This is a genomic window from Amycolatopsis albispora (assembly GCF_003312875.1).
Lineage (GTDB): Bacteria > Actinomycetota > Actinomycetes > Mycobacteriales > Pseudonocardiaceae > Amycolatopsis > Amycolatopsis albispora.
This window is the reverse complement of record NZ_CP015163.1, coordinates 7,943,767-7,966,150: the sequence shown is the minus strand read 5'-3', so window position 1 is coordinate 7,966,150 and position 22,384 is coordinate 7,943,767. Positions and strand designations below refer to the sequence as shown.

At 70.0% G+C, this 22,384-nt stretch carries 12 protein-coding genes; 4 read left to right on the top strand and 8 right to left on the bottom strand.

Annotated elements, in window-relative coordinates; genetic code table 11:
• Entirely contained in the window at positions 1-5,850 is a 5,850-nt protein-coding gene (locus tag A4R43_RS37775) for a type I polyketide synthase (RefSeq protein WP_113696475.1), read from the bottom strand.
• Between the two features lie 409 nt (positions 5,851-6,259).
• On the opposite strand from A4R43_RS37775, the gene A4R43_RS37770 reads away from it, so the two are divergent.
• A complete protein-coding gene (locus A4R43_RS37770; protein WP_113696474.1) occupies positions 6,260-7,489 on the top strand; it encodes a cytochrome P450 family protein in 1,230 nt (409 codons plus the stop codon).
• A 247-nt stretch (positions 7,490-7,736) separates the two neighbouring features.
• On the opposite strand, the gene A4R43_RS37765 is transcribed toward A4R43_RS37770, so the two are convergent.
• The 3 genes from A4R43_RS37765 to A4R43_RS37755 are packed head-to-tail and all read right to left on the bottom strand — an operon-like array spanning position 7,737 to position 10,185.
• Positions 7,737-8,573, bottom strand: a complete 837-nt coding sequence (locus A4R43_RS37765; RefSeq protein ID WP_113696473.1) for a phytanoyl-CoA dioxygenase family protein — start codon at positions 8,571-8,573, stop codon at positions 7,737-7,739.
• The gene (locus A4R43_RS37760; protein ID WP_205215151.1) at positions 8,570-8,815 is read right to left on the bottom strand and encodes a phosphopantetheine-binding protein; all 246 of its coding nucleotides are present in this window, start codon (positions 8,813-8,815) and stop codon (positions 8,570-8,572) included. The genes A4R43_RS37765 and A4R43_RS37760 overlap by 4 nt, the downstream gene beginning before the upstream one ends.
• A gap of 26 nt (positions 8,816-8,841) precedes the next feature.
• Positions 8,842-10,185: a condensation domain-containing protein gene (locus A4R43_RS37755; protein WP_113696471.1), complete on the bottom strand. Its 1,344-nt coding sequence runs from the start codon at positions 10,183-10,185 to the stop codon at positions 8,842-8,844.
• A gap of 193 nt (positions 10,186-10,378) precedes the next feature.
• Between A4R43_RS37755 and A4R43_RS37750 the strand changes: the two genes are divergently transcribed.
• Together A4R43_RS37750 and A4R43_RS37745 are read left to right on the top strand one after the other, a co-directional pair.
• Positions 10,379-11,560, top strand: a complete 1,182-nt coding sequence (locus A4R43_RS37750) for an acyl-CoA dehydrogenase family protein (RefSeq protein WP_113696470.1) — start codon at positions 10,379-10,381, stop codon at positions 11,558-11,560.
• A 19-nt stretch (positions 11,561-11,579) separates the two neighbouring features.
• Positions 11,580-11,996, top strand: a complete 417-nt coding sequence (locus tag A4R43_RS37745) for an SgcJ/EcaC family oxidoreductase (protein WP_113696469.1) — start codon at positions 11,580-11,582, stop codon at positions 11,994-11,996.
• 405 nt (positions 11,997-12,401) lie between these two features.
• Here A4R43_RS37745 and A4R43_RS37740 read toward each other — a convergent pair whose 3' ends face one another.
• Genes A4R43_RS37740 through A4R43_RS37725 form a run of 4 tightly spaced genes read right to left on the bottom strand, consistent with a single transcriptional unit; the run spans position 12,402 to position 20,282 of the window.
• Entirely contained in the window at positions 12,402-13,964 is a 1,563-nt protein-coding gene (locus tag A4R43_RS37740; protein WP_113696468.1) for a 4-hydroxyphenylacetate 3-hydroxylase N-terminal domain-containing protein, read from the bottom strand.
• A gap of 21 nt (positions 13,965-13,985) precedes the next feature.
• Entirely contained in the window at positions 13,986-15,596 is a 1,611-nt protein-coding gene (gene cmdF, locus A4R43_RS37735) for a tyrosine 2,3-aminomutase (RefSeq protein WP_236808507.1), read from the bottom strand.
• Between the two features lie 5 nt (positions 15,597-15,601).
• Positions 15,602-18,790, bottom strand: coding sequence for a non-ribosomal peptide synthetase (locus A4R43_RS37730; protein WP_113696467.1), 3,189 nt, complete (start codon positions 18,788-18,790; stop codon positions 15,602-15,604).
• Positions 18,791-18,824: 34 nt separating this feature from the next.
• Entirely contained in the window at positions 18,825-20,282 is a 1,458-nt protein-coding gene (locus tag A4R43_RS37725) for an FAD-dependent oxidoreductase (RefSeq protein WP_205215150.1), read from the bottom strand.
• Between the two features lie 247 nt (positions 20,283-20,529).
• Here A4R43_RS37725 and asnB point away from each other — a divergent pair, with 247 nt between their 5' ends.
• Positions 20,530-22,380, top strand: a complete 1,851-nt coding sequence (gene asnB, locus A4R43_RS37720) for an asparagine synthase (glutamine-hydrolyzing) (protein WP_113696466.1) — start codon at positions 20,530-20,532, stop codon at positions 22,378-22,380.
• Positions 22,381-22,384 lie beyond the last annotated feature (4 nt).

Genomic DNA, 22,384 nt, shown 5'->3' with positions numbered 1-22,384 from the left:
TCAGCTTTCCTCTCCCTCGAGTACCGCGAAGACCACGGGGTCCGGCCGGTCTTCGATCGTGGTCGCCCAGGTGGCGATGCGGGCCTGTCCGCTGGACAGCAGCGCCCACCCGTCGGGGTGCACCTGCTGCACGGTCAGCGCCTGGGTCATCTCGCCGGTCTTGCGGATGCACTCCAGCGCGCTCCACACCCGGGTGCTCGCCGCCGCCACGGACTCGCCGGTTTCGGCGGCCAGCAGGTCGCGGACCGCCAGCAGCTCGCTGCCGAGCAGGCCGGCCCAGTCGTCGTCGGTGCGTTCCACCACGGTTTCCACGTCGCAGGTGAGCTGCCCGAAGCCGGCCACCGCGAGGGTCAGCCGCGAGCTGTGCGAAGCGGAGATCTCGAAGCCGTCGGTCTCGGGCTTGCCGTCCGGCCGGTACTGGATCTCGGCGGGGCGGCCGATCGCCCTGGACAGCGCCAGCTTGGTCTGCGCCCGCCGCTCGGGGGTGGCGCCGACGTCGATGCCCAGCGGGTCCGGTTCCACCACGACCGCGCGGGTGCCGCCGAGCACGCGCTCACACGCCCGCTCGAGGTAGGAACCCAGCATCGACGGCGTCCACGGCCCGGCCCCGTCGCGCTTGCGGACCGCCCGCAGCGACAGCCCTTCCCAGCGCTCCACCAGATCGCCACCCGGCTCGCGGATGTCGAGGTCGTAGACGTAGGTGTCCCCGTCCTGCGACCGCTCGCGGGCGTCGAGCACCACGTACTCCACGTCCTGGTCGGCCTGGTCGGCCAGGTACAGCCGCTCGATGCCCTGCGGCAGCAGCGTCGCGTCCGGCACGCAGCACTGGATCGCGTGCATCATCGTGTCGCGGGTGCCCGGGTCGGCCAGCAGCTTCTGCTGCGGCAGGAAGGGCGCGAACCACGAGTGGCCGGTGTCGGTGGACACCTCGGCCACCGCGTGCCGGGCAGCCGCCCGCCGGTAGCCGGTCAGCTTCTGGAACCGCTTGCCCTGGAACAGCACCGTGCCGTACAGCTCGGTCACCGGGTCCACCGGGACCGGCGGCAGCGGGTTGGTCAGGTCGGCGAAGGCACCCGGCTGGGCGGCGAGGTCCGGCCGCGGGAAGCGCAGGCGGGCCCGGAAGTGGTCGGCGCTGAACCCGGTGTCCTCACTGCGGATCACCACGTCCACCGCCTCGCCGCTGCGGGCCAGCGCGGCCAGCCGGATGGTGGTCGAACCACCGGGCGAGACCACGATCGGCCGCAGGAACTCGACGTTCTCCAGCAGCGGCGGGCCGCTCTGCCCGGTGACCGCGGCGGCCACCTGGGTCATCGCCTCCATGCCGATCACCGCGGGGAAGAGCAGGTCGCCGTCGAGCAGGTGGTCGGCCAGGTACGGGTCGCTGCCCGCGGACAGGTCGGCCTCGGTGATCAGCTCGACGCCCGGGTAGTGCACCACCGCGCGGTCGACGAACCGGGTCAGCGGCAGTTCCTGGCGCTCCACCGGCAGGGTGGCCAGGCCACCGGTCCGCCCGCAGACCACCAGCACCGGCGGCGAGTCCGGGTCGGCCAGCACCTGGCGCAGCATCTCGATGCCGTTCTCGGTGGGGATCGGCGTGATGCCGTCGCGCATCAGGGCGCCGACCACGCCGAGCTTCTCGCCCATGCCCGCCCCGGACCAGACCGACCACTCCAGCGCGAGCACCTTGGCGTTCGGGTGCTCCTGGCCGAAGCGCAGGGTCAGCTCGGTCATCCAGTCGTTCGCGGTGGCGTAGTGCGCCTCACCGCGGAGACCGGCGCGGCCGATGATGCTGCCGAAGGTGACCAGCAGCTTGATCTTGTCCTCGTCGACCGCGGCGAGCACCGCCTTGAGGCCGTCGATCTTGGGCGAGAGGGTCTTGCGGAAGGTGTCCTCGGTGAGGCTGAACAACGCGCTCGGCTCGTTGCGGCCCGCGCCGTGCAGGATCGCCGTCACCGCACCGAGTTCGCCCTGCATCCGGTCCACCGCGTCCTTGATCTGCTCGGCGGAGGTGACGTCGGCGGACTCGTAGCGGAAGTCGATGCCCGCCGCGGTCATCCGCTCCAGGTTCTCGGCCAGTTCGGTGTCGGACTCGGGCAGGCTGCGGCCCAGCAGCGCCAGCTTCGCGCCGGACTCCTTGGCGATGGCCAGCGCGCTCTCCGCGGTGATGCCCTTGCCACCACCGGTGACCAGCAGCACGTCGCCGGCGGTCAGCGGCGACGGGCCGGGGTCCTCCGGTGGCGCGGGCAGCGGCTTGAGCACCGGCACCCAGCGGTTGCCCGCCGCGTCGTAGCGGGCCTCGGCGAAGTCGATGGTCGAGGCGACCTCGCTGACCACGAAGCCCATCGCCTCCTCGACGGCCAGCGGGTTGGTGGCCGCGGCGTCGGGCAGGTCGACGATCGTGGTGCGGATCGAGGGGTCCTCCAGCCGCAGCGTCTTGGCCAGGCCCGAAGCGCCGAGTCCCTGCTGCACCAGCACGAACCGGGTGCCGGTGGGGGCGCCCATCACCGCGCGGCCGGCGTCGAGGAACAGCCCGACGTGGCTTTCGTCGGCGTCCGGCGGCAAGCAGAGCAGCACGCCGTCACCGATGCCCGCCGAGGCCAGCGCGGACCGCAGCGGCTCGGCCAGCGGGTGGTCCTCCGGCGAGAACACGGTCCAGTCGGCGGTGGTGCCGCCGGAACCGATGTCGGCGAAGGGCCGCGGGGCCCGCACGTACTGCACCGCGAACGGCCGCACCCAGGGAGCGACACCGGGGACCTCGCCCTTCGGGGCGGTGTCGTCCGAGCGCTGCGCGGTCTCGGCGAGTTCGTCGATCATCTCGGCCAGCTCGCCGAGGCAGACGGTGGCGAAGTTCGGCATGCCCTCCAGCGGCGGGCGGCCGAGCGCGCGGGTCACGTCGTTGACGATCTGGCCGACGGTGATCGAGGACAGGTGCAGGTCGTCCAGCGGGTGCGTGTCCGCGGTGACCGTCTCCAGCGGCAGCTCCACCCGCTCGGCCGCGAGCTTGCGCAGCAGGTCGAGGGTGCTGCTGGCCGGGTCGGCCTCGGTGGCGGAACCGGCCTGCGCGGCCGCGGTCGCCTTGGCCTCGGCGCTCTGCTGGCTGCGGAGCAGTTCGAGGTCGATCGAGGGCGCCGCCTCGCAGGGGCTTTCCAGGAACGACATCTCGCCGTCCAGCGGCAGCGGGCGGACCGCGCGACCGGCGAACAGCGCCTCGGCGTCCAGCGCGGCACCCAGCGCGAACGCGGCACCGGCGACGCCGAGCACCGCGGACAGCGAGCCGCTGTCGGTGTCCACCGAAAGCACCGGGGTGTCGGGCGCGATCTCGCTGAACAACCCGGCGAGCACGCGGCCGGGGCCGACCTCGATCACCAGGTCGCTGCGCTCGGCGGCCTTCGCGGCGGCCTCGCGGAACCGGACCGGCTGCACGATCTGGTCGCGCAGCAGCTCGGCCAGGTTCTCCGCGGCGTGCAGCACGTCACCGGTCACCGTGGAGATCACCGGGCGGGTGAGCCGGTCGAAGCCGAAGCCGTCGAGCTGCTCGGTCATCGCCACCGCGGCCGGTTCGACCAGCGGCGAGTGGAAGGCGTGGGAAACGTTGATCCGGGTGGCGGTCACGCCCTGGGCGCGGGCCTTCTCGCAAACCCGCTCGATCGCGTCGGCCGGTCCGGAAAGGACGGTCTGGCGCGGGGCGTTGTACCCGGCGATGACCACGTCCTCGCCCTCGGCGAAGCGCTCGGCCTGGTTGGGCTCGGCCTGCAGCCCGGCCATCGCGCCACCGCCGTCGCTGGCCGAGGCCATCACCTTGCCGCGGATCCCGGCCAGCCGCAGCACCTGCTGCTCGTCCATCGCGCCGCCCCAGTGCAGGGCGGTCAGCTCGCCGAGGCTGTGCCCGACCGCGGTGTCGGCCTCGATGCCCAGCCCGCGCAGCACCCGCAGCGCGGCGAGCGAGCCGGTGACGATCCGGGGCTGCGCCACCTCGGTGGCCACCTGGTCGCCGTCGGTGGGCAGCCCGGCCTGGGTGAAGATCTCCTCGGCGGCGGTGAACCGGCGGCGGATGGCGCCGACCGCACCACGGCCGGAACCCTGACCGGGGAACAGGTAAGCGATCTTCGGGGTGGCGTTGCGGTTGCCCGCGTAGATGCCCTCGGAAGCGCTGAAGACGCTGGTCTCCCCGCCTTCGAGGCGGCCGCGCAGCCGGTCGAGCTTGCGTGCGGCGTCTTCCGGGCTGGTGGCCACGACCGCGGCGCGGGCGGCGCCGCCGGAGAGTTCACCGGCCAGCGTGCCCGCCAGGTCGGTCAGCTCGGCCATGGACAGCTTCGCGGCGACGACGGCCAGTTCACCGGCGCGGTCGCGCAGCTGGGTCAGGTCGTCGGCGTCGAGCAGCAGCAGCTCGGCGTCCTGGCGGCCGGTGACCAGCGCGCGGGTGCGCTCGTCGAGGTCCTCGCGGCGCTGGATGTCCGGGCCCTGCTCGACGGTGACGTGGGAGTTGATGCCACCGAAGCCCATCGCCGAGACACCGGCGCGGATTTCCTTGCCCGCCGGGAAGAGCGCGGCTTCGCGCGGGACGTACATGGTGGCGTCGTCGGCGGTGAGCAGCGGGTGCGGCTCGTTCTGCCCGGTGCCCGGCGGGATGACCTGGTGGTAGACCGCCAGCGTGGCCTTGATCAGCCCGGCGATGCCCGCGGCGGCCTTGGTGTGGCCGAAGTTGCCCTTGATGGTGCCGAGCGCGGCCTTTTCGGCGCCGGGGGCGGCGTCGCGGCGGGCGCCGGACAGCGCGATGATCTCGGTTTCGTCGCCGAGCGCGGTGCCGGTGCCGTGGCCCTCGAAGTAGGAGACGCTTTCGACGCCGTACCCGGCGCGGTTGTAGGCGCGCTGCAGGGCGAGGCGGTGACCGGCGGCCTCGGGCCGGGTGATGCCGCCCTTGCCGTCGGAGGAAACGCCCCAGCCGGCCAGCGTCGCGTAGATGCGGGCGCCGCGGGCGATCGCGTCCTCCTCGCGCATCAGCACGACCATGCCGGAGCCCTCACCGGGCCAGAAGCCGTTGGAGTCGGCGTCGTAGACCTTCATCTCGCCGGTGGCCAGCGCGCCGGTCTTGGCGAAGCCGATCACCTCGAAGGGGTCGATCGAAAGGTCCACCCCACCGGCGAGGGCCACGTCCACGTCGTGCTCGACGAGCGCGTTGGCCGCGGTGACGATGGACAGCAGCGAGGACGAGCAGGCACCGTCCACAGTGAACCCGCCGCCGCCGAGGTCGAAGTAGTTGCAGATGCGGCCGGCGATGGTGTTGGCCAGGCCACCGGCGAGGGTGTCCTCGTTGATCTCCGGGAACGGCGCCTTGTACTGGACCTCCAGCTCACCGAGGAAGGTGGCGACGTCCTCTTCGCCCCAGCCCTTCTCGGCCAGCGCGGCGGCGACCGTGCGGCGGACGTACGGCCACCGCAGGCGCATCACGTTCGCGCGGGAGAACTCGCCGGTGAGGCTGTTGCCGAGCACCACGCCGGTGCTGAGCTTGGGCAGGCCCTCGCCGTCGGGGAACCCGGCGTCGGCCAGCGCCCTGGCGGCCACGTCCAGCGCCAGCCAGTGCGTCATGTCGGTGGTGCGGAAGGTGCTGCCCGCGACCTTGTACTTGACCCGGTCGAACTCGAAGTCCCGCAGCACCGCGGCCTTCTCGGCGTAGAACCGGTCCGGCGCCTCGGGGTCCGGCGAGTAGTAGTCCTCGCGGTTCATCCGCTCGTCGGGTAGCCGGCGGAACGCCCGCCGCCCCGCCAGCACGTTCTCCCAGAGCTCGTCCGGAGAACTGGCGTCGGGGTAGCTGAGACCGATGCCGACAATCGAAATCCGCTCAACACTCACGCCGCACTCCCCATCAGTCCTTTTTGGTCTCACCGCGAGGTTCACACGATCGGGTTCCAGCATGCAGGGCGGTTCCGGCGCCGTCTTCTCCCATTGTGCCCAGCGCCACGCCGCCTTCGCGCAGGTCAGCGGTACTCGAGCGAACTTCTTCCGGTGCCGGGTATGGGATCTTCACGCACCGGCGGGGAATCGTTCACGCGAATCGCGAGTGAATCACCGGACGGCCTCGAAGGTCAATCTCCGGAGCATTCCGCGGCAATACCGGAGAATTGTCCCTCTTCTCGATTGCCGCCTTGCTCCGAATGGCGCCAATGGGCCTTCACCTGCGCGTTTTCCGTCCGTAGCATCCGCAGCGAGTAGCCCCGCCGGCTTTCCGGGGGCCTTTGGCACAGAATCCGGGAGAGAACAGATGGAGAAACGCTGCCCCTACGCCCTCGACACCACCGGCCGCGACATCCACGGCGAAGCCGACGGCCTGCGCAAGCAGGGCGCGGCGGTCCAGGTGGAGCTGCCCGGCGGCGTGGTCGTGTGGTCGCTGAACAGCTACGCCGAGATCAAGAAGGTGCTCACCGACTCGCGCGTGACCAAGAGCGCCCGCAACCACTGGCCCGCGTTCATCAACGGCGAGATCCCGCGCGACTGGGAAATGATCAGCTGGATCGCCATGGACAACATGGTGACCGCGTACGGCAAGGACCACGTGCGGTTGCGCCGGCTGGTCGGCAAGGCGTTCACCCGCCGCCGCACCGAGGCGATCAAGCCGCGCATCCGCGAGCTGACCGAGATGCTGATCGGCGCGCTGGAGCAGGTGCCCGCGGGTGAGGTGGTCGACCTGCGCGAGCGGTTCGCCTACCCGCTGCCCGCGATGCTGGTCGCCGACCTGATCGGGATGGGCGAGGCGGCGCGGCAGAGCACCGCCAAGGTGATCGACATGATGGTGGACACCACGGTCACCCCGGAGCAGGCACAGGCCATCCTCGGCGGCTGGCGCGGCGCGATGGCCGAGCTGATCGCGGAGAAGCGCGCGAACCCGGGTGAGGACATCACCAGCGACCTGATCGCCTCCCGCGACGAGGACGGCACGCGGCTGTCCGAGGACGAGCTGACCGACACGATCTTCGCGATCCTCGGGGCGGGCTCGGAGACCACGATCAACTTCTTCGACAACGCGATCACCGCGCTGCTGACCCACCGCGACCAGCTGGACCTGGTCACCAGCGGCCGGCTGGACTGGGACGCGGTGATCGACGAGACCCTGCGCGTGGAGTCCCCGCTGGCGCACCTGCCGCTGCGGTACGCCGTGGAGGACATCGAACTGGACGGCGTCACCATCCCCAAGGGCGACGCGCTGCTGGTGAACTACAGCGCCATCGGCCGGGACCCCGCGGTGCACGGTGACAGCGCGGACGTCTTCGACATCACCCGCGAGGACAAGGAACACCTGTCCTTCGGCCTGGGCCCCCACTTCTGCCTCGGCGCCGGCATCGCCCGCGCGGTGGCGACGATCGGCCTGTCCACCCTGTTCGAGCGCTTCCCGGAGCTGGACCTGGCTGTGGCGCCCTCGGAGCTGCAGCCGCTGCCCACGTTCATCATGAACGGCCACCGCAGCCTGCCCGTCGTCCTGAAGCCCGCCGCCTGACCCCCTGCACTGTCACGAATGTGGCTTTCGAGACGCCAAACGTCCCGAAAGCCACATTCGTGACGTCTGGGCGCGGCCGCTCGGCTACCAACCGGCGCCCGGCAACGGCAGCCGACCACCCGACCACCCACCCCTCCCCCATCCCCGGTCCAAAGCCAAAAACACGGCTGGGAACCCCTTGTCAAGGTACTTTTCCCGCCTTGACAAGGGGTTCCCAGCCGTCGTCACAATGATCAACCGGGGTGGCCTACTCCGAATCCTCCAGCAACAAGTACGGATCCTCCATCTCGTACCACCCCAGCCCCGGCGGACACCGGTCATACCCCAGCAACCGCCGCACTTCCTCCGGGTAGGCCAGCACCATTTCCCGCGGCACGGCCAGGTACTGGTTCTCCTCCTGCCGCAGGTTCCCCAGGTCCAGCGCGATCGTCATCCCGGTCCGCGGCGTATCGGCCACGTTCTTCCCGCCACCGTGGTAAACCCCGCCGAGCCAGATCAACGCGCCACCGGGCGGCATCTCCGTCGGAATGGCCTCGCTCGCCAGCGGCGGCCGTTCGTCGTCCCAGTGGTGGCTGCCCGGGATGACCAGCGTCCCCCCGTTTTCCGCGGTGAACTCGCTCAGCGCCACCATGATCTGCACCCGGCTCGTCGGGCCGGGGTGCCGCCGCAGGTGCAGCGCGTCGTCGCGGTGCAGCGGCTGCTTGCCCTGCCCCGGGTGGATCTCGATCAGCTGGGTACCGCTGATCTGGATGGTCGGCGTCATCTCGACCCGCGACTTCCCCAGCCAGATCGGCACCGGCTTCTGCATGATCCGCCGCGCCGCCCCCAGGTACAGCGGGTGCGTCACGATCGGCGTCAGTTCCTTCGTCCGCCCGAACAGCGACGACACCCGGCGCGTCTTCGTGCCGTTGTACCAGTCGTCACCGTAGCCCTGCGCGTCCAGCGCCGGCCGGAAGTCGGCCAGCAGCGCCTCGCGGGTGATGTCGTCGGTGAAGTCCTCGACGACGATGGCACCGTCGCGCTCGAGGATCTCTTCGACGTCGTCGAGGCTGTGGCCGGACCGGACGCGGACCAGACCGCTCACCGGGCCGCCGCCTTCGCGGTCACGTCCTTGACCAGCACCGCCAGCGAGGGGTCCTCCTCGAAGATGTCACCGACCTCGATCTCCACGCCCAGCTCGTCCTCGATCCGGGAAACCAGCCGCACCGCGGTGATCGAGTCGCCGTTGAGGTCGAAGAAGGTGGCCTCGCCCTTGCCGTCGGGCACGCTCAGCACCTCCTTCCAGATCTTCCCGACCGCCTGCTCGAGGTCCAGGTTGCTCGTCATCTCGCCCATCCTCCGGTGTTTGTCGGCTAGATCTGGTCCAGCGGGGTGTCCGGCGCGCCGACGGTGTTCTTCAGCGTGCCGAGGAAGTTCGCGGCCAGTTCCCGCATGCCGTCCGCGTCGTACAGGTTGGTGTTGAAGCCGAGGGTGCCTGCCATCTCGCCCTCGAACTCCATGTCGATGTGCCACATCGAGCCGTCCGGGATGTCCCCGCCGGCGGCCTGCGGCAGCAGGCGCCGCCGGATTTCGGTGTAGGTGAACCCGCCCGCGTCCCCGGCCGCGGCGAACGGCGAGCGGAACACCTGGAAGGCACACGGCGCGCCGTCGTCGGCCATGCCGGGCCCCATCAGCTGCGGGGCCTGCGCGGCGATCTCGCCGAACGGGATGTCCTGCGCGTAGGCACGCAGGCAGGTGCGCCGGGTGCGGCTCACCACGTCGGCGAAGGTCTCGCAGCCGCTCAGGTCGGTGCGCAGCGGGAGGTAGTTGAAGAAGGCGCCGACGGTGTCGTGGAAGGCGGCCTCGCCACGCCCCGAGGTGAAGGTCATCACCACGATGTCGGTTTCGCCGGTCAGCTTGTGCAGGAAGGCGTTGTACGCGGCGAGCAGCACCATGAACGGCGAGCTGCGCGTGGCCTTCGCGGTGCTCAGCAGCGCCGCGCCGAGGTCCTCGGCGATGGAGAACCGGTGCCAGGAGGTGGTCTTGTCGCGCCCGGCCGACCGCGGGAAGTGCGTCTTCAGCGGGACGATCTGCGCGCCTTCGAGCTCCTTCGCCCAGAACTCGCGGGACTTCGCCGCCGACTCGGAGGTCAGCTTTTCCTTCTCCCACACCGAATACTCGGGGTACTGCCGGGCTTCGGGCAGGCCGTGCGGGCGGTTCTCCAGCCGTCCGGCGTAAAGCGCGGCGAGGTCGCGCATGATCAGCGGCATCGACCACTCGTCGGCCGCGGTGTGGTGCACGATCAGCACCAGCACGGCGTCGCCGGCGTCGAACCGGCCGAGGAAGGCCCGGATCAGCGGCAGCTCCACCGCACTGTACGAACCGGACTCGATCTCGCCGATGAACTGCTCGGCGCGCAGCTGGCGGTCGCTTGAGGGGACCTCGCCCAGCTCGCTCACGGTCAGCGGGACCGCGCTCGGCGGCAGCACCTTCTGGTACTTCTCATCGCGGATCACCAGCGTGCGCAACGCCTCGTGCCGGACCACCACATCGTCCAAAGCGGACCGCAGCACGGCTTCGTCGACCGGGCCGGTGAGCCGGACCCCGAAGATGATGTTGTACTTCGGCCCGAACGGACCGGCTTCGTCACCCTGGTCCCACATGCACAGGAACTCCTGGTTGAGCGAGAGCGGGATCCGGTCCTGTGCAGCACTCATGTTCTTCCGAACCCTTCTGGGTGTGGTCAACCGTCGTCAAAGCGGATCGTAGCCAGCGCCCGAGGCCACGCGCTTCTCCCGAATTGCCTGGCCAGCGCGGCAATCGAGAAGACTCCGCGTGGTCGGCCGAATGCGACCATCGGGAGGATTGTCGGGTGATTCTCGGCTGATTTTTTTCTAGGAGGAAATACTGATGACGACGATCGATCTTCCGACGCGGGAGCAACTTGTTCGTCGCGCGTCCGAGCTTTCGCCGCTGATCAAGAAGCACGCGGCCTGGGCCGAGGAGAACCGGCGCATCCACGACGAGTCGATCGAGGCGCTGGCCGACGCCGGCGTGTTCAAGCTCCGCGTGCCGAAGCGCTACGGCGGCTACGAAGCCGACACGCGCACCCTCGTCGACGTGGCGACCGAACTCGGCCGCGCCGACGCGTCCACCTCGTGGACCGCGTCCGTCTACTGGATCCCCACCTGGATGGCCTGCACGTTCCCGGACGAGGTCCAGGACGAGGTCTTCGCCACCCCGGACGTGCGCATCTGCGGCACGCTCAGCCCGTCGGCGATGGCCGCGCCGGTCGACGGCGGCATCGTGGTCAACGGCAAGTGGAGCTTCATCAGCGGTGCGCACCACGCGCACTGGCAGGAGATCATCGCCGTGCTGGTGGCGCCCGACCAGCAGCCGGTGCCGGTGATGGCGCTGGTGCCGATGTCCGAGCTGACCATCGTGGACGACTGGCACACCTCCGGCCTCAAGGGCACCGGCAGCGTCAGCACCGTCGCGCAGGACCTTTTTGTGCCGTCGGCCCGGGTCATCCCGCTGCCGCTGGTGCTGCAGGGCCAGTACGCGTCGCAGCTGAACGCGAACTCGCCGATCTACCGCAACGCGCTGCTGCCGGTGGCATCGGCGTCGTCGATCGGCACCGTGGTCGGCGTGGCGCAGGCCGCGAAGGAGGCCTTCTTCGAGCGCGTCGGCAAGCGGAAGATCACCTACACCGCCTACGAAAACCAGGCCGAGGCGCCGATCACCCACTTCCAGGCGGCCGAGGGCACGCTGAAGGTGGACCAGATCGGTTTCCACGCGCAGCGGCTGACGTCCCTTGTGGACGGCAAGGGCGAGCAGGGCACCGAGTGGAAGCTCGAGGAGCGCGCCCAGGCCCGCGCCGACATGGGCGCGGTGGTCAAGCTGGCCAAGGAGGCCGTGGACATCTTCGCCACCGCCAGCGGCGGGTCGTCGATCTACAGTGACGTGCCGATCCAGCGGATCTCGCGGGACATCCAGGCGGTCAACCTGCACGCGCTGATGCACCCGAACACCAACAACGAGCTGTACGGGCGGGTCCTGTGCGGGCTCGAGCCGAACACCCTGTACATCTGAGCGTAGGGAGCCAACGGAGATGACCACTGCCGCAGTCCGGACCACCCCGACCGCCGGGGACCAGGCCGCCGTCGCGCACATCCCGCAGCGCATCATCGCGGCGTGGGCCGCGCACGACGCCGACGCCTTCGCCGAGGTGTTCACCGAGAACGGCACGATGATCCTGCCCGGGCTGTTCCGCAAGGGCAAGGACGAGATCCGCGCGTTCATGGCCGGCGCCTTCGCCGGGCCGTACCACGGGACCCGGGTCACCGGGCAGCCGATCAGCATCGAGTTCTTCAGCGCGGAGGCCGGTGTGCTGATCACGCAGGGGGGCGTTTTGCACGGCTCGGAGACGGAAGTCGCTGACGAGCGGGCGATTCGTGCTTCGTGGGTGGTGGTGAAGGAGGACGGCCAGTGGAAGCTGGCCGCCTACCAGAACAGCCCGCGGGGGTGAGCATACGGCCGGGGTGGGGAGCCCCGCCCCGGCCGTTGATTGTGACTACGGCGAAGACCCCTTTGTCAAGGCTGGGGAGAGCACCTTGACAAAGGGGTCTTCGCCGTGTTTTTGGCTGTGGACCGGGGTGGGGAAGGGGGAGTTCGGGCGGGGCCTGGGGGCTGGGTGCCCGGCTTCCGGTTTGGATGGTGGTGGGCTCGCCTTGCGTCGGGATGGCGGCGGGGCGGCTTGCGTCGGAATGGTGGTGGGGGCGGCCCGGGTGTCACGAATGTGGCTTTCGGGACGTTTGGCGTCTCGAATGTGGCTTTCGTGACATCACCTGGGCCGCGGCGCGGACACGAATGTGGCTTTCGGGGCGTATTCGGCCCCGAAAGCCACATTCGTGTCGCAGCCAACCGGTGGGCGTCAGCCGTTCAGGATGTTGCCTCGGAAGGAGCGCAGGTCTTCGAACGAAGACAGGTCCGGCACCGTCCAGCCGTTCAGGTCGTACTCCGACATGCACTGGTCCACGAAGGCCTTGTACCCGTCCACCTCACCGCTCGCCAGCTGCGCGTTGAGCAGCTCCACCCGGGTGTTCTCGTGGTTCCCCGCGTAGTTGCGCTCGTACAGCTCGTGCCGCCCGCCGAACTCCGTGCCGACGGCGTCCCAGAGCAGCTTCATCACCTTCATCCGCTCCACCGAGTCGACCCCGTCCGAACCGCGGACGTACTTGTCCAGGTACGGCCGGATCTCCGGGTTCGCGAAGTCCTCGGCGCTCGAGTTCGCGTAGATCAGCCCGCTGGCCACGTCCTGCATCACGATCTCGCGCACCCGCGGGTACCCGATCTGCATGAACCACCGGTACGCCTGGCCGTACGCCGGGTTCGGCAGCACGGCCCCGTTCTTCCACGCCACCGGGTTGCGCGCCGAGGCGTCCGACAGGCCCCAGAACAGGTTCCGCCAGGCGAGCACCTCACCCAGCCTGCTCTGCACCCCGCGGAAGTCCTTGGTGCCGGTGATCTCCAGCGCCTTCGCCAGCAGACCGGCGATGAACTCCAGTTTCACCGCCAACCTCGTGCAGCCGTGGAAGGTGAACCGCTCCGGGAAGCCGGACCGGCCGGTGAACAGCTGCACCTTGCCGATGTGCCCGTAGATGAACACGTTCTCCCACGGGATGAGCACCTTGTCCAGCACCAGGATGGTGTCGTTCTCGTCCAGTCTGGACGACAGCGGGTGGTCGAACGGGCTGCCCATCACCGCGCTGGTCGCGGTGTACGACGGGCGGCAGATCAGCTTCATGCCCGGCGCGCCCATCGGCACCGTGGCGACCAGCGCGAACTCCTTCTTCTTGATCGGGAGCCCGTAGTGCGCGATGAAGTTGTAGTGCGTCAGCGCCGATCCGGTGGCCACCACCTTCGCGCCGCTGACCACCAGGCCGGCGTCGGTCTCCTTCTCCACGTGGATGAAAACGTCCTCGACCTCGTCCGGCGGGCGGTTGCGGTCCACCGGCGGGTGCACGATCGCGTGGTTCCAGTACAGCACCTTCTCCTGCGACTCCCGGTACCACCGCCGCGCGTTGTCCTCGAACGGCGCGTAGAAGTCCGCGTTCGCGCCGAGCGTGCCGAGGAACGACGCCTTGTAGTCGGGGCTGCGGCCCATCCAGCCGTAGCTCAGCCGCGACCACGCGGCGATCGCCTGCTGGTCGGCGACCAGGTCCTCGGCGCTGTGCGGGGTGGTGAAGAACCGGTGGGTGTACCCGTCGGACCCGGTGTCGGTCGGCGCGGTCAGCACGTCCCGCTGGGCGGGGTCGTGCAGCGCGTCGTAGAGCCGGGCGGTCATCCGGATCGGGTTGCGGAACGCCGGGTGCGTGGTCACATCCTTGACCCGGTCGCCGTAGATGTAGATCTCCCGGTCGTCCCGCAGGCTTTCGATGTACTCGTCACCGGTGAACGGGCGCGTCTTCCGCACCCCGTTCTGCTCGTCCGTCATCGGACTCTCCCTTGTGGATTCTCAGCGGAGCTCGACGCCGCACTGGCGGGCGGCCTCGATGAACTCGCCGCGGGAGATCGCCGCGGCCACGGTCTCGATGTCGTCGCTCATGAAGCGGTCGCGCTCCACCGTGGGCACCAGCGAGCGCACCATGTCGTAGGTCGCCTTGGAGACCGGGCTCAGCCCGGCGTAGCGCTGGGACAGGTCCACCGCCTGCGCCGCGGCCAGGTACTCCACGGCCAGGATGTAGTTGACGTTGCCGAGCACCTTGCGCGCGTTGCGCGCGGCGATCAGGCCCATGCTGACCACGTCCTGGTTGTCGCCGTTGGACGGCACGCTCTGGATGCTGGCCGGGCCGATCGTCCGGTTCTCCGCGACCAGCGCGGTGGCCGGGTACTGCGCCCCGGCGAACCCGCTGTTCAGGCCGGGGTCGCCGGCCACCAGGAACTCGGGCAGGCCCTCGCTGAGGTACCGGTTGAGCAGCCGGTTGGTGCGCCGCTCGGAGAACACGCCGAGCTGGGTCAGGCCCAGGTTCACGAAGTCGAGCGCGAAGGCGATCGGCTGGCCGTGGAAGTTGGCGCCGTGGAAGATCTCCTGGCCCTCGAAGAACAACGGGTTGTCGTTGCTCGAGTTCAGCTCGGTGGTCAGCTTCTCGATGGCGTGGTAGACGGTGTCGCGCACCGCGCCGACCACCTGCGGGATGGCCCGCAGCGTGTACGCCTTCTGCAGGTACACCTCGGTTTTGGTGACGCCGGTGTCGTCGCGGGCGGCCTCGGCCTGGCGGCGCAGTTCGGCGTGCTCCAGCGCGAGCGCGGTGCCCTCCATCAGCGCGCGCATGTTGAACGCGGTGTCGATCTGACCCCGGTGCGGGCGCGCGAGGTCGTGGCCCTCGGCCAGGAACGGGCTGGTCGAGGCCTGCAGGGTCTCCAGCACCAGCGCGGTGACGATCTCCGCCTGCCGCACCTGGTCCAGCGCGCGGCCGACCACCAGCGAGCCGAGCCCGGTCATCGCCGAGGTGCCGTTGATCATCGCCAGGCCCTCTTTGAACCGCAGTTCGAGCGGCTTGATGCCGTGGGCCTTGAGCACCGGCCCGGTCTCCACCCGCTTGCCGTCCTTGAGCAGGTAGCCCTCGCCGATCAGGGTGATCGCGATGTGCGAGAGCGGGGCGAGGTCGCCGCTGGCGCCCAGCGAGCCGATCTCCGGGATGGCCGGGGTGATGCCGAGGTTCAGGTACAGCGCCAGCCGGTCGAGCAGTTCGGGGCGCACCGCGGAGTAGCCCTTGGCCAGCGCGTTGAGCCGCGCCGCGAGCATCGCGCGGGACTCCTCTTCGGAGAACAGCGGACCCACCCCGGCGCTGTGGCTGCGCACCAGGTTGGTCTGCAGTTCCACCTCCTTCGAGACGTCCACCTGCATGTAGATCATCTCGCCGTAGCCGGTGGTGACCCCGTACACCGGCGCGCCCTGGTTGACCGTCTCCTCGAAGATCTTGCGACTGGTCGCGGCCTTGGCCATGGACTCCGGGGCCACCGTGCACTTCACCTCGCGCGCGGCGACCCGGCGGACGCCGGCGATGTCGAGGCTTTCGCCGTCGAAGGTAACCGGCATCTCGGCATCGACCACAGAATCAGTCACGTTCCTCACTCCTCATCTACTCCAACAGCGGAAGAACTCTTCGAAACCGCCACCGCCAGCCCGGCCGGCGTGGGATCGGCGAAGTAGTCCCCAAGGGACAGTTCGGCGCCCAGCCGCACGCGGATCAGGTGCAGCAGCCGGGGCAGCTGGACCGAATGCCCGCCCACGGCGAAGAACGTGTCGTCCGCGGTGATCTCCGAAGGCGCGGAGCCGCTCAGCTCCGCGAAGATCTCCGCGATGGTGCGCTGCACCGGGCCGTCCGGCTCGGTGTGCACCGCCGTCACGGCCGGCTCCGGCGCCGGCAGGCGGCGCCGGTCGATCTTGCCGCCGACGTTGCGGGGCAAGGCGGCCACGGTCTGGTAGGTCACCGGCAGCAGGGTCTTGCCGAACCGGCGCACCAGGTGCCTGCGCCACTCGGCCACCGGCGCCTCCCCCGGCTCGGCGAGCACCACGTACGCGAGCAGCTGCGAGATCAGCCCGTCCGCGCCGGGCACGCCGGCCACCGCGCAGTCGGCGATGGACGGGTGCGCGGCCAGCGCGGCCTCCACCTCGCCCAGCTCCATCCGCATGCCCAGCACCTTGACCTGGGAGTCCGCGCGACCGCGGAACTCGAGCACGCCGTCGTGCCGGAGGCGCCCGAGGTCCCCGGTGCGGTAGCAGGCACCGCCCGCCACGCCCAGTTCCGGCCGGGGCCGCAGCGGCTCGAAGGCGGTCGTGGTGACGTCACCGAGGTAACCGGGCGTCAGGTACGGGCTGCGCAGCACCAGGTTCCCGGTGACCCCGGCCGGGCACGGGCGGTCCTCGGCGTCGACCACCAGCACCTGGCGGCCCGGGATCGGGCGTCCGATCGGCGCGACACCGTGCAGCGTCACCGAAATCTCGTACCAGGTGGCCAGGATCGCTTCGGTGGGGCCGTACAGGTTGATCAGCCGCGCCGACGGCACCGCCGCCCGCAGGCCGTTGGCCAGTTCCGCGGGCAGCGCTTCCCCGGCCAGCAGCAGGTGCGTCAGCTCGGGCAGCCGTTCGCCGGTGCGGCTCAGCACGCCGAGCACCTCACGCGCGAAGCTGGGCACCGTCTGGAAGTGCGTGATGCCTTCGGCGGCCAGCCACGCGGCCAACTTCTCCGGGTTCGCGCGGATGCGCTCGGGCACCGGGTGCAGGGTCGCGCCGCTGCTCAACGCGGCGAACGTCTCGCACAACGCGGCGTCGTACCCGGGCGCCGCCCACTGGGCCACCCGCGAGCCCGGTCCGATGCGGAACTCCGTGGCGAACCAGGCAGTGAACTGCGCCAGCGCGGCGTGGTTCTGCGTGATGCCCTTCGGCTGGCCGGTGGAGCCGGAAGTGTAAGCCACGTAAGCGAGATCGGTAGTCGCGACGGCGGTCGGGCGCGGCTTCGCGGGCTCGACGGCGGCGGTGTCCAGCACGGTGCCGTCGAGTTCGTCCCGGTACCACCGCACGATCTGGTCGTCGTCGGCTGCGTTTTCCACCAGCAGCACGGCGGGCTTGAGGTCCGCGAGCACCGACCGCGCCCGCTCCCCCGAATCGCTGGCCGCCAGGCAGACCACGTGTGCCCCCGCGGTGAACGCGCCGAGCACGGCGGCCGCCTGCCCGGCCCCGCTCGCCATCCGGACCGCGACCGGTCCCGGCGGCAGCTCCGCGGCGATGGAATCGGCGCGCGCCAGCAGTTCGGCATAGGAAACCCCAGGCAGCGCCTCGCCGCTGTGTGCGCGAACCAGCTCGGCCACGGTGGCGGTGACCGGTGCGGTCGCCTCGATCCGGTCACCGGCGACCACCGCGGTCTTGATCCGGAGCGGGGTGTCCAGCGGCAGGTGCGCCACCGGCAGGTCGGGGTGCGCCAGCGCGGCCTCGACCAGCGTGCGCAGCTGCACCGCGACAAACCGCGCGATGCGCGCATCGATCATGCTGGTGCGCGACCGGAAGCCGCCGCTGATCTCGGGCTTGACCTCGTCCACCAGCAGTGTGAAGTCCACTTCGGACCACTGCGGGTCCACGCGCTCGCGGCGCACCGTGCAACCGCGCAGCCGCAACGCGGGGTCCTTCACGTCCACGCCACGGAGCAGGCCATCCGACTCCACAATGGACTCGTGCTCGCGGTAGACGAACCCGGCGTCGTAAAACGGGCTGTGCCGCGGATCGCGAGCCGGGTTGACCGCCCTGGCCAGCTGCCCTTCGGTCGGCCCGCCGTGCGCGGCCGCTTCACGCAGCTGGATCCGCACACGGTTGAGCACCTCGCGGAAGCTCGGCCGCCCGGCGAATCCGGGGGTGACCACCAGCGTCGAGTCGAACGGGCCGACCGCGCGGTCGAAGGCCGACCAGGGCCGCGACCGCACCGGCAGCCCGACCGGGATCCGGTCCGCGCCACCGAAGCGGTGCAGCAGGCAGGTGAACGCGGTGAGCAGCACGGCCGCCGGGTCCACGCCCTGCTCACGGGCGAACTGCCCGAGCGTGCCAGCCAGCTCCGCACCCCAGTTGAAGCGCACCACACCACCGGCGGTGGACGGCCCGGCCGGTCGGTCGCGGTGCAACGGCAGCGTCAGGGGCGGCGCCGGCGGGGTCAGTTCCGACCGCCACCAGTCAAGCACTCGAGCGTGCTCGTCGGAGCTCTCGCGTTCCCGCTGCCAGCGCGCGAATTCGTCGTACTGGAGCAGCGGCGCGCGCAGGGCCTCCGACGGCGAGCGCCCGGCCACCGCGGCGGTGTAGCACCGGGACAGCTCGTCGAGCAGGATCACCATCGACGACTCGTCGGCGACCGCGCGGTGCGCGACCAGCACGACCACGTACTCGCCGGGCGCGGTGCCCGCCACGGTGAGCCGCGCGAGCGGGCCTTCGGCGAGCCACAGCGGCTCGGCGATGATGTCCGCGCACAGCTCGTCCTCGGCGTCCTCCGCGTCGGGCACCAATCCCATGTCCACAAAGGACTTGGCCACCTGGTCGGCGGCGGCGGTGCGCCGCACCGGTCTGCCGCCGACCTCGGTGATGGTGGTGCGCAGCACGTCGTGCCTGCGCACCACCTCCTGCCACGCCTGGCCCAGCAGCTCGACGTCCAGTGCCCCGCTCACCCGGTAGGCCCGGTTGCGGGTGGCCGTGGGCGAACCGGGGTCGAGCCGGTCGGCGAACCAGGCCTCGTCCTGCCGGACGGAGGTGACGGCGGGGCCGCCCTTGTGCTCCGACACTGCTTTCCTCCGTTCCGGTGCGGGACGATGGCGGTTACGCCGCCTTCTTCTCCTCGGTGGTGGTGCCGGCCGACGGCAGCGCGGTCACCTTCGGCGCGGCGGCGCTGCGCGGCACCGCCTGGTTCTTCTTGCCGAACAGCACCGCCTTGATGATCTTGAACAGGATCTTCGGCTGCATCAGCGTTTCCGGCTTCGCCACCATGCCGGCGGTCTTCATGTACGCCGCCGCCACGTCACCGTCGCGCGAGGCGGCGGTCTGGGTCAGCGAAAGGAAGAACTGCTGCACCTTCAGCGCGAAGGTGCGGTTGCCCTCGACGCCGGGGAAGCTCAGGTCCACCGTGTTGGTCATCTCCCACGGCGGGTCGATCACGTCGCGGGCCAGGTCGGCGAAGTACATCTTCGGGTCGGGGGTGGCGCCGCTGTGCAGGTGACCGCGGATGGTCAGCGCGGACAGCGCGGACACCGTCATGCCCTGCGCGTACACCGGGTTGAAGCAGGTCACCGCGTCACCGACGACGAGCAGCCCGTCCGGGAAGCGGTCCATCTTCTCGTACCGGCGGCGCAGCGTGGTCGGGAAGCGGAAGGCGACCGGCTCGTCCAGGATCTCCGCGGTCTTCACCGCGTGGTAGATGTCCTGGGTGGACAGCGTCTTCAGCCACTCGAACAGGCCCTCCTGGTCGGTGGGCGGGTGGTCGCCGAGCAGGCCGTAGGTGGTCAGCTCCACGCGGCCGCCGTCGGTCTTGGTGAAGATCGCGCCACGCGGCAGGGCGGCCGAGGCGACCGGGTTGATCGACAGGTCACCGTGGTAGACGTCCTCGGTGAGCCGGTAGTGCTGGGTGACGTAACCGAGGCCGATCTTCTTGCGCTCCTCCTCGACCCGGCCGTAACCCAGTTCCTCCAGCCAGATCGGGGTCCGCGAGCCGCGGCCGGTGGCGTCGACGACCAGGTCGGCGTTGAGCACCTTCTCCGTGTTCTTTAGGCCCGCCCGCCCACCCTCTGTCGTCTTGCTGCCGAGGCGCTGCACCTTGACACCGGTGACGCGCCGCTTGTCCTCGCTGGTGACCAGGCCGAGGATGTCGTGCTTCTCCACGAAGGTGACGTTCGCCAGCGCCTGCGTCCGGCGGCGGATGTGCTTCTCCAGCATCGGGCGGCTGGCCGCGACGCAGGTCAGCCCGGCGTCCTGCTGCTTGATCGGCTTGCCCTTGAAGTACCAGCGCACGTCGCCGGCCAGGTCACCGGTGGGCACGCCGTCGGCGAAGATCTCCTCGGTGATGCCGGGGAACATCTCCTCCATCGCCAGCTGACCACGGGCGAGCAGGCCGTTGATGTGCTTGCCCTGCGGGCAGGACCGGCGCGGCCCGTCGACGCCGATGAGCGCGTCGCGGTCCACGATGAGCACCTCGTCGTAGGCATCGGCGAGCACCCGGGCGGCGAACAGCCCCGCGATGCTCCCGCCGAGCACCACCGCGCGTGTTTTGGTCACGTCGGCCATAACGGTTGTCTCCTCGAAATCCGCAGATAGTGATCAGGTGCCGACGAATTCCGGCGAACCATCGATCTTCACCACGACATCGTCAGGCCCGGCGGTGCTCCGAAGCATCTCCTGGACTGCTGGCCTGCGCGGTTCTTCTCCGTCATTGCGGGACCGCGTTCGGCGCGCGCACAAACGAGTTCCGCTGTCGTACGCTGATTTTCGGCGGTGAGAATTCCCTTTCGAGACGAGCGAGGAGCGCGGGCGCATGTGCGGAATCGCGGGATCGGTCGCCCTGCCCCACGCCCGGCCGATCGCGGCCGCCGAGCTGGGCCGGATGACCGCCGAGCTGGTGCACCGCGGGCCGGACGAGGACGGCTTCTTCCTCGACGGCCCCGCCGCGCTGGGCTTCCGCCGGCTGAGCATCATCGACCTCGGCGGCGGCAGCCAGCCGATGTTCAGCGAGGACGGCGAAGTCGCGCTGGTGTGCAACGGGGAAATCTTCAACCACCGGGAACTGCGCGCGGAACTGGAAGCGAAGGGGCACCGCTTCCGCACCGACTGCGACGTCGAAGTGGTTGTCCACCTGTACGAGGAAGAAGGGCCGGAACTGCTGAACCGGCTCAACGGCCAGTTCGCTTTCGCCCTCTACGACCGCCGCGAACGCCAGCTGTTCCTGGCCCGCGATCACGCCGGCATCGCGCCGTTGTTCTACACCAGGACAAATGACCACTTCGTGTTCGGCTCGGAGATCAAGGCGATCCTGCGGCACCCCGGTGTGCCGCGTGCGGTGGACCTGACCGGGCTGGACCAGGTGCTCACCTTTCCCGGCCTGGTCAGCCCGCGCACCATGTTCCGCGGCGTGTCCAGCCTGCCCGGCGGGCACTACCTGCTCGTCCGCGACGGCGAGGTGCGGGAAAAGCGGTACTGGGACCTGGATTTCCCGGTCGAAGAGAGCCAGTCGCAGCCGGACGAGTACTACGTCGAAACGCTGCGGGAACTGCTGACCACTTCGGTGCGCCGCCGGTTGCAGGCCGATGTCGGCGTCGGTTTCTACCTCAGCGGCGGGCTCGATTCCTCGTTGATCGGCGCGCTGGTCGGCGAGCAGGTGCGTGACCCGCATTCGTTCTCCATCACCTTCCCGGAAGCGGATATCGACGAATCCGGGCACCAGCGGCTGATGGCGGGCAAGATCGGCTCGATCCACCACGAGGCGCCGTTCTCCGACGACGACATCGCCACCGAACTCCGGCGAATGGTGGTGCACGCGGAAACCCCGGTGAAGGAGACTTACAACACCTGCTCGATGGTGCTTTCCGCGCTCGCGCGCGAGCACGGGGTCAAGGTCATCCTGACCGGTGAAGGCGCGGACGAGCTGTTCGGCGGTTACGTCGGCTACCGGTTCGACGGCCGCCGCGGCACCGGCCGCACCGGCGACCCGCTCGAGGACGCGCTCGAAGACAACCTGCGCCAGAAGCTCTGGGGTGACGCGGAACTGTTCTACGAGCGGCAGTACCACGCCTGGCGGCAGACCAAAATGGACATCTTCAGCGAAGAGTTGCAAGCCTCCTTCGCCGAGTTCGACTGCCTCGCCGGGCCGGTGGTCGACCCGGCCATGCTGGCCGGGCGGCCCCGGCTCAGCCAACGGTCCTATTTGGACTTCAAGCTGCGGATGTCGGACCACCTGCTCTCCGACCACGGCGACCGGATGGCCCTGGCCAACTCGATCGAGGCGCGGTACCCGTTCCTGGACCGCGATGTGGTCGAGTTCGCGCGCACCGTGCCCGCGCACCTCAAGGTGCACCGGCTCGGCGAGAAGTTCGTGGTCAAGCAGGCCGCGCAGGGGCTGGTCCCGCCGGAGATCATCGGGCGGGAGAAGTACGGGTTCCGCGCGCCGGGCAGCCCCGGCCTGCTGCGCCGGAACCTCGAGTGGGTGCAGGACCTGCTCTCCCACGACCGGATCAGGCGGCAGGGCTTCTTCGACCCGCACGTGGTCGACCACCTCAAGGCGCGTTACCTGCGCGACGGCTTCGACGTCCACCCGCATTTCGACGACGACCTGCTGCTCGTCGTGCTGACGTTCGGCATCTTGCTCGACGAGTTCGAGCTGTCCGGCTAAAGGA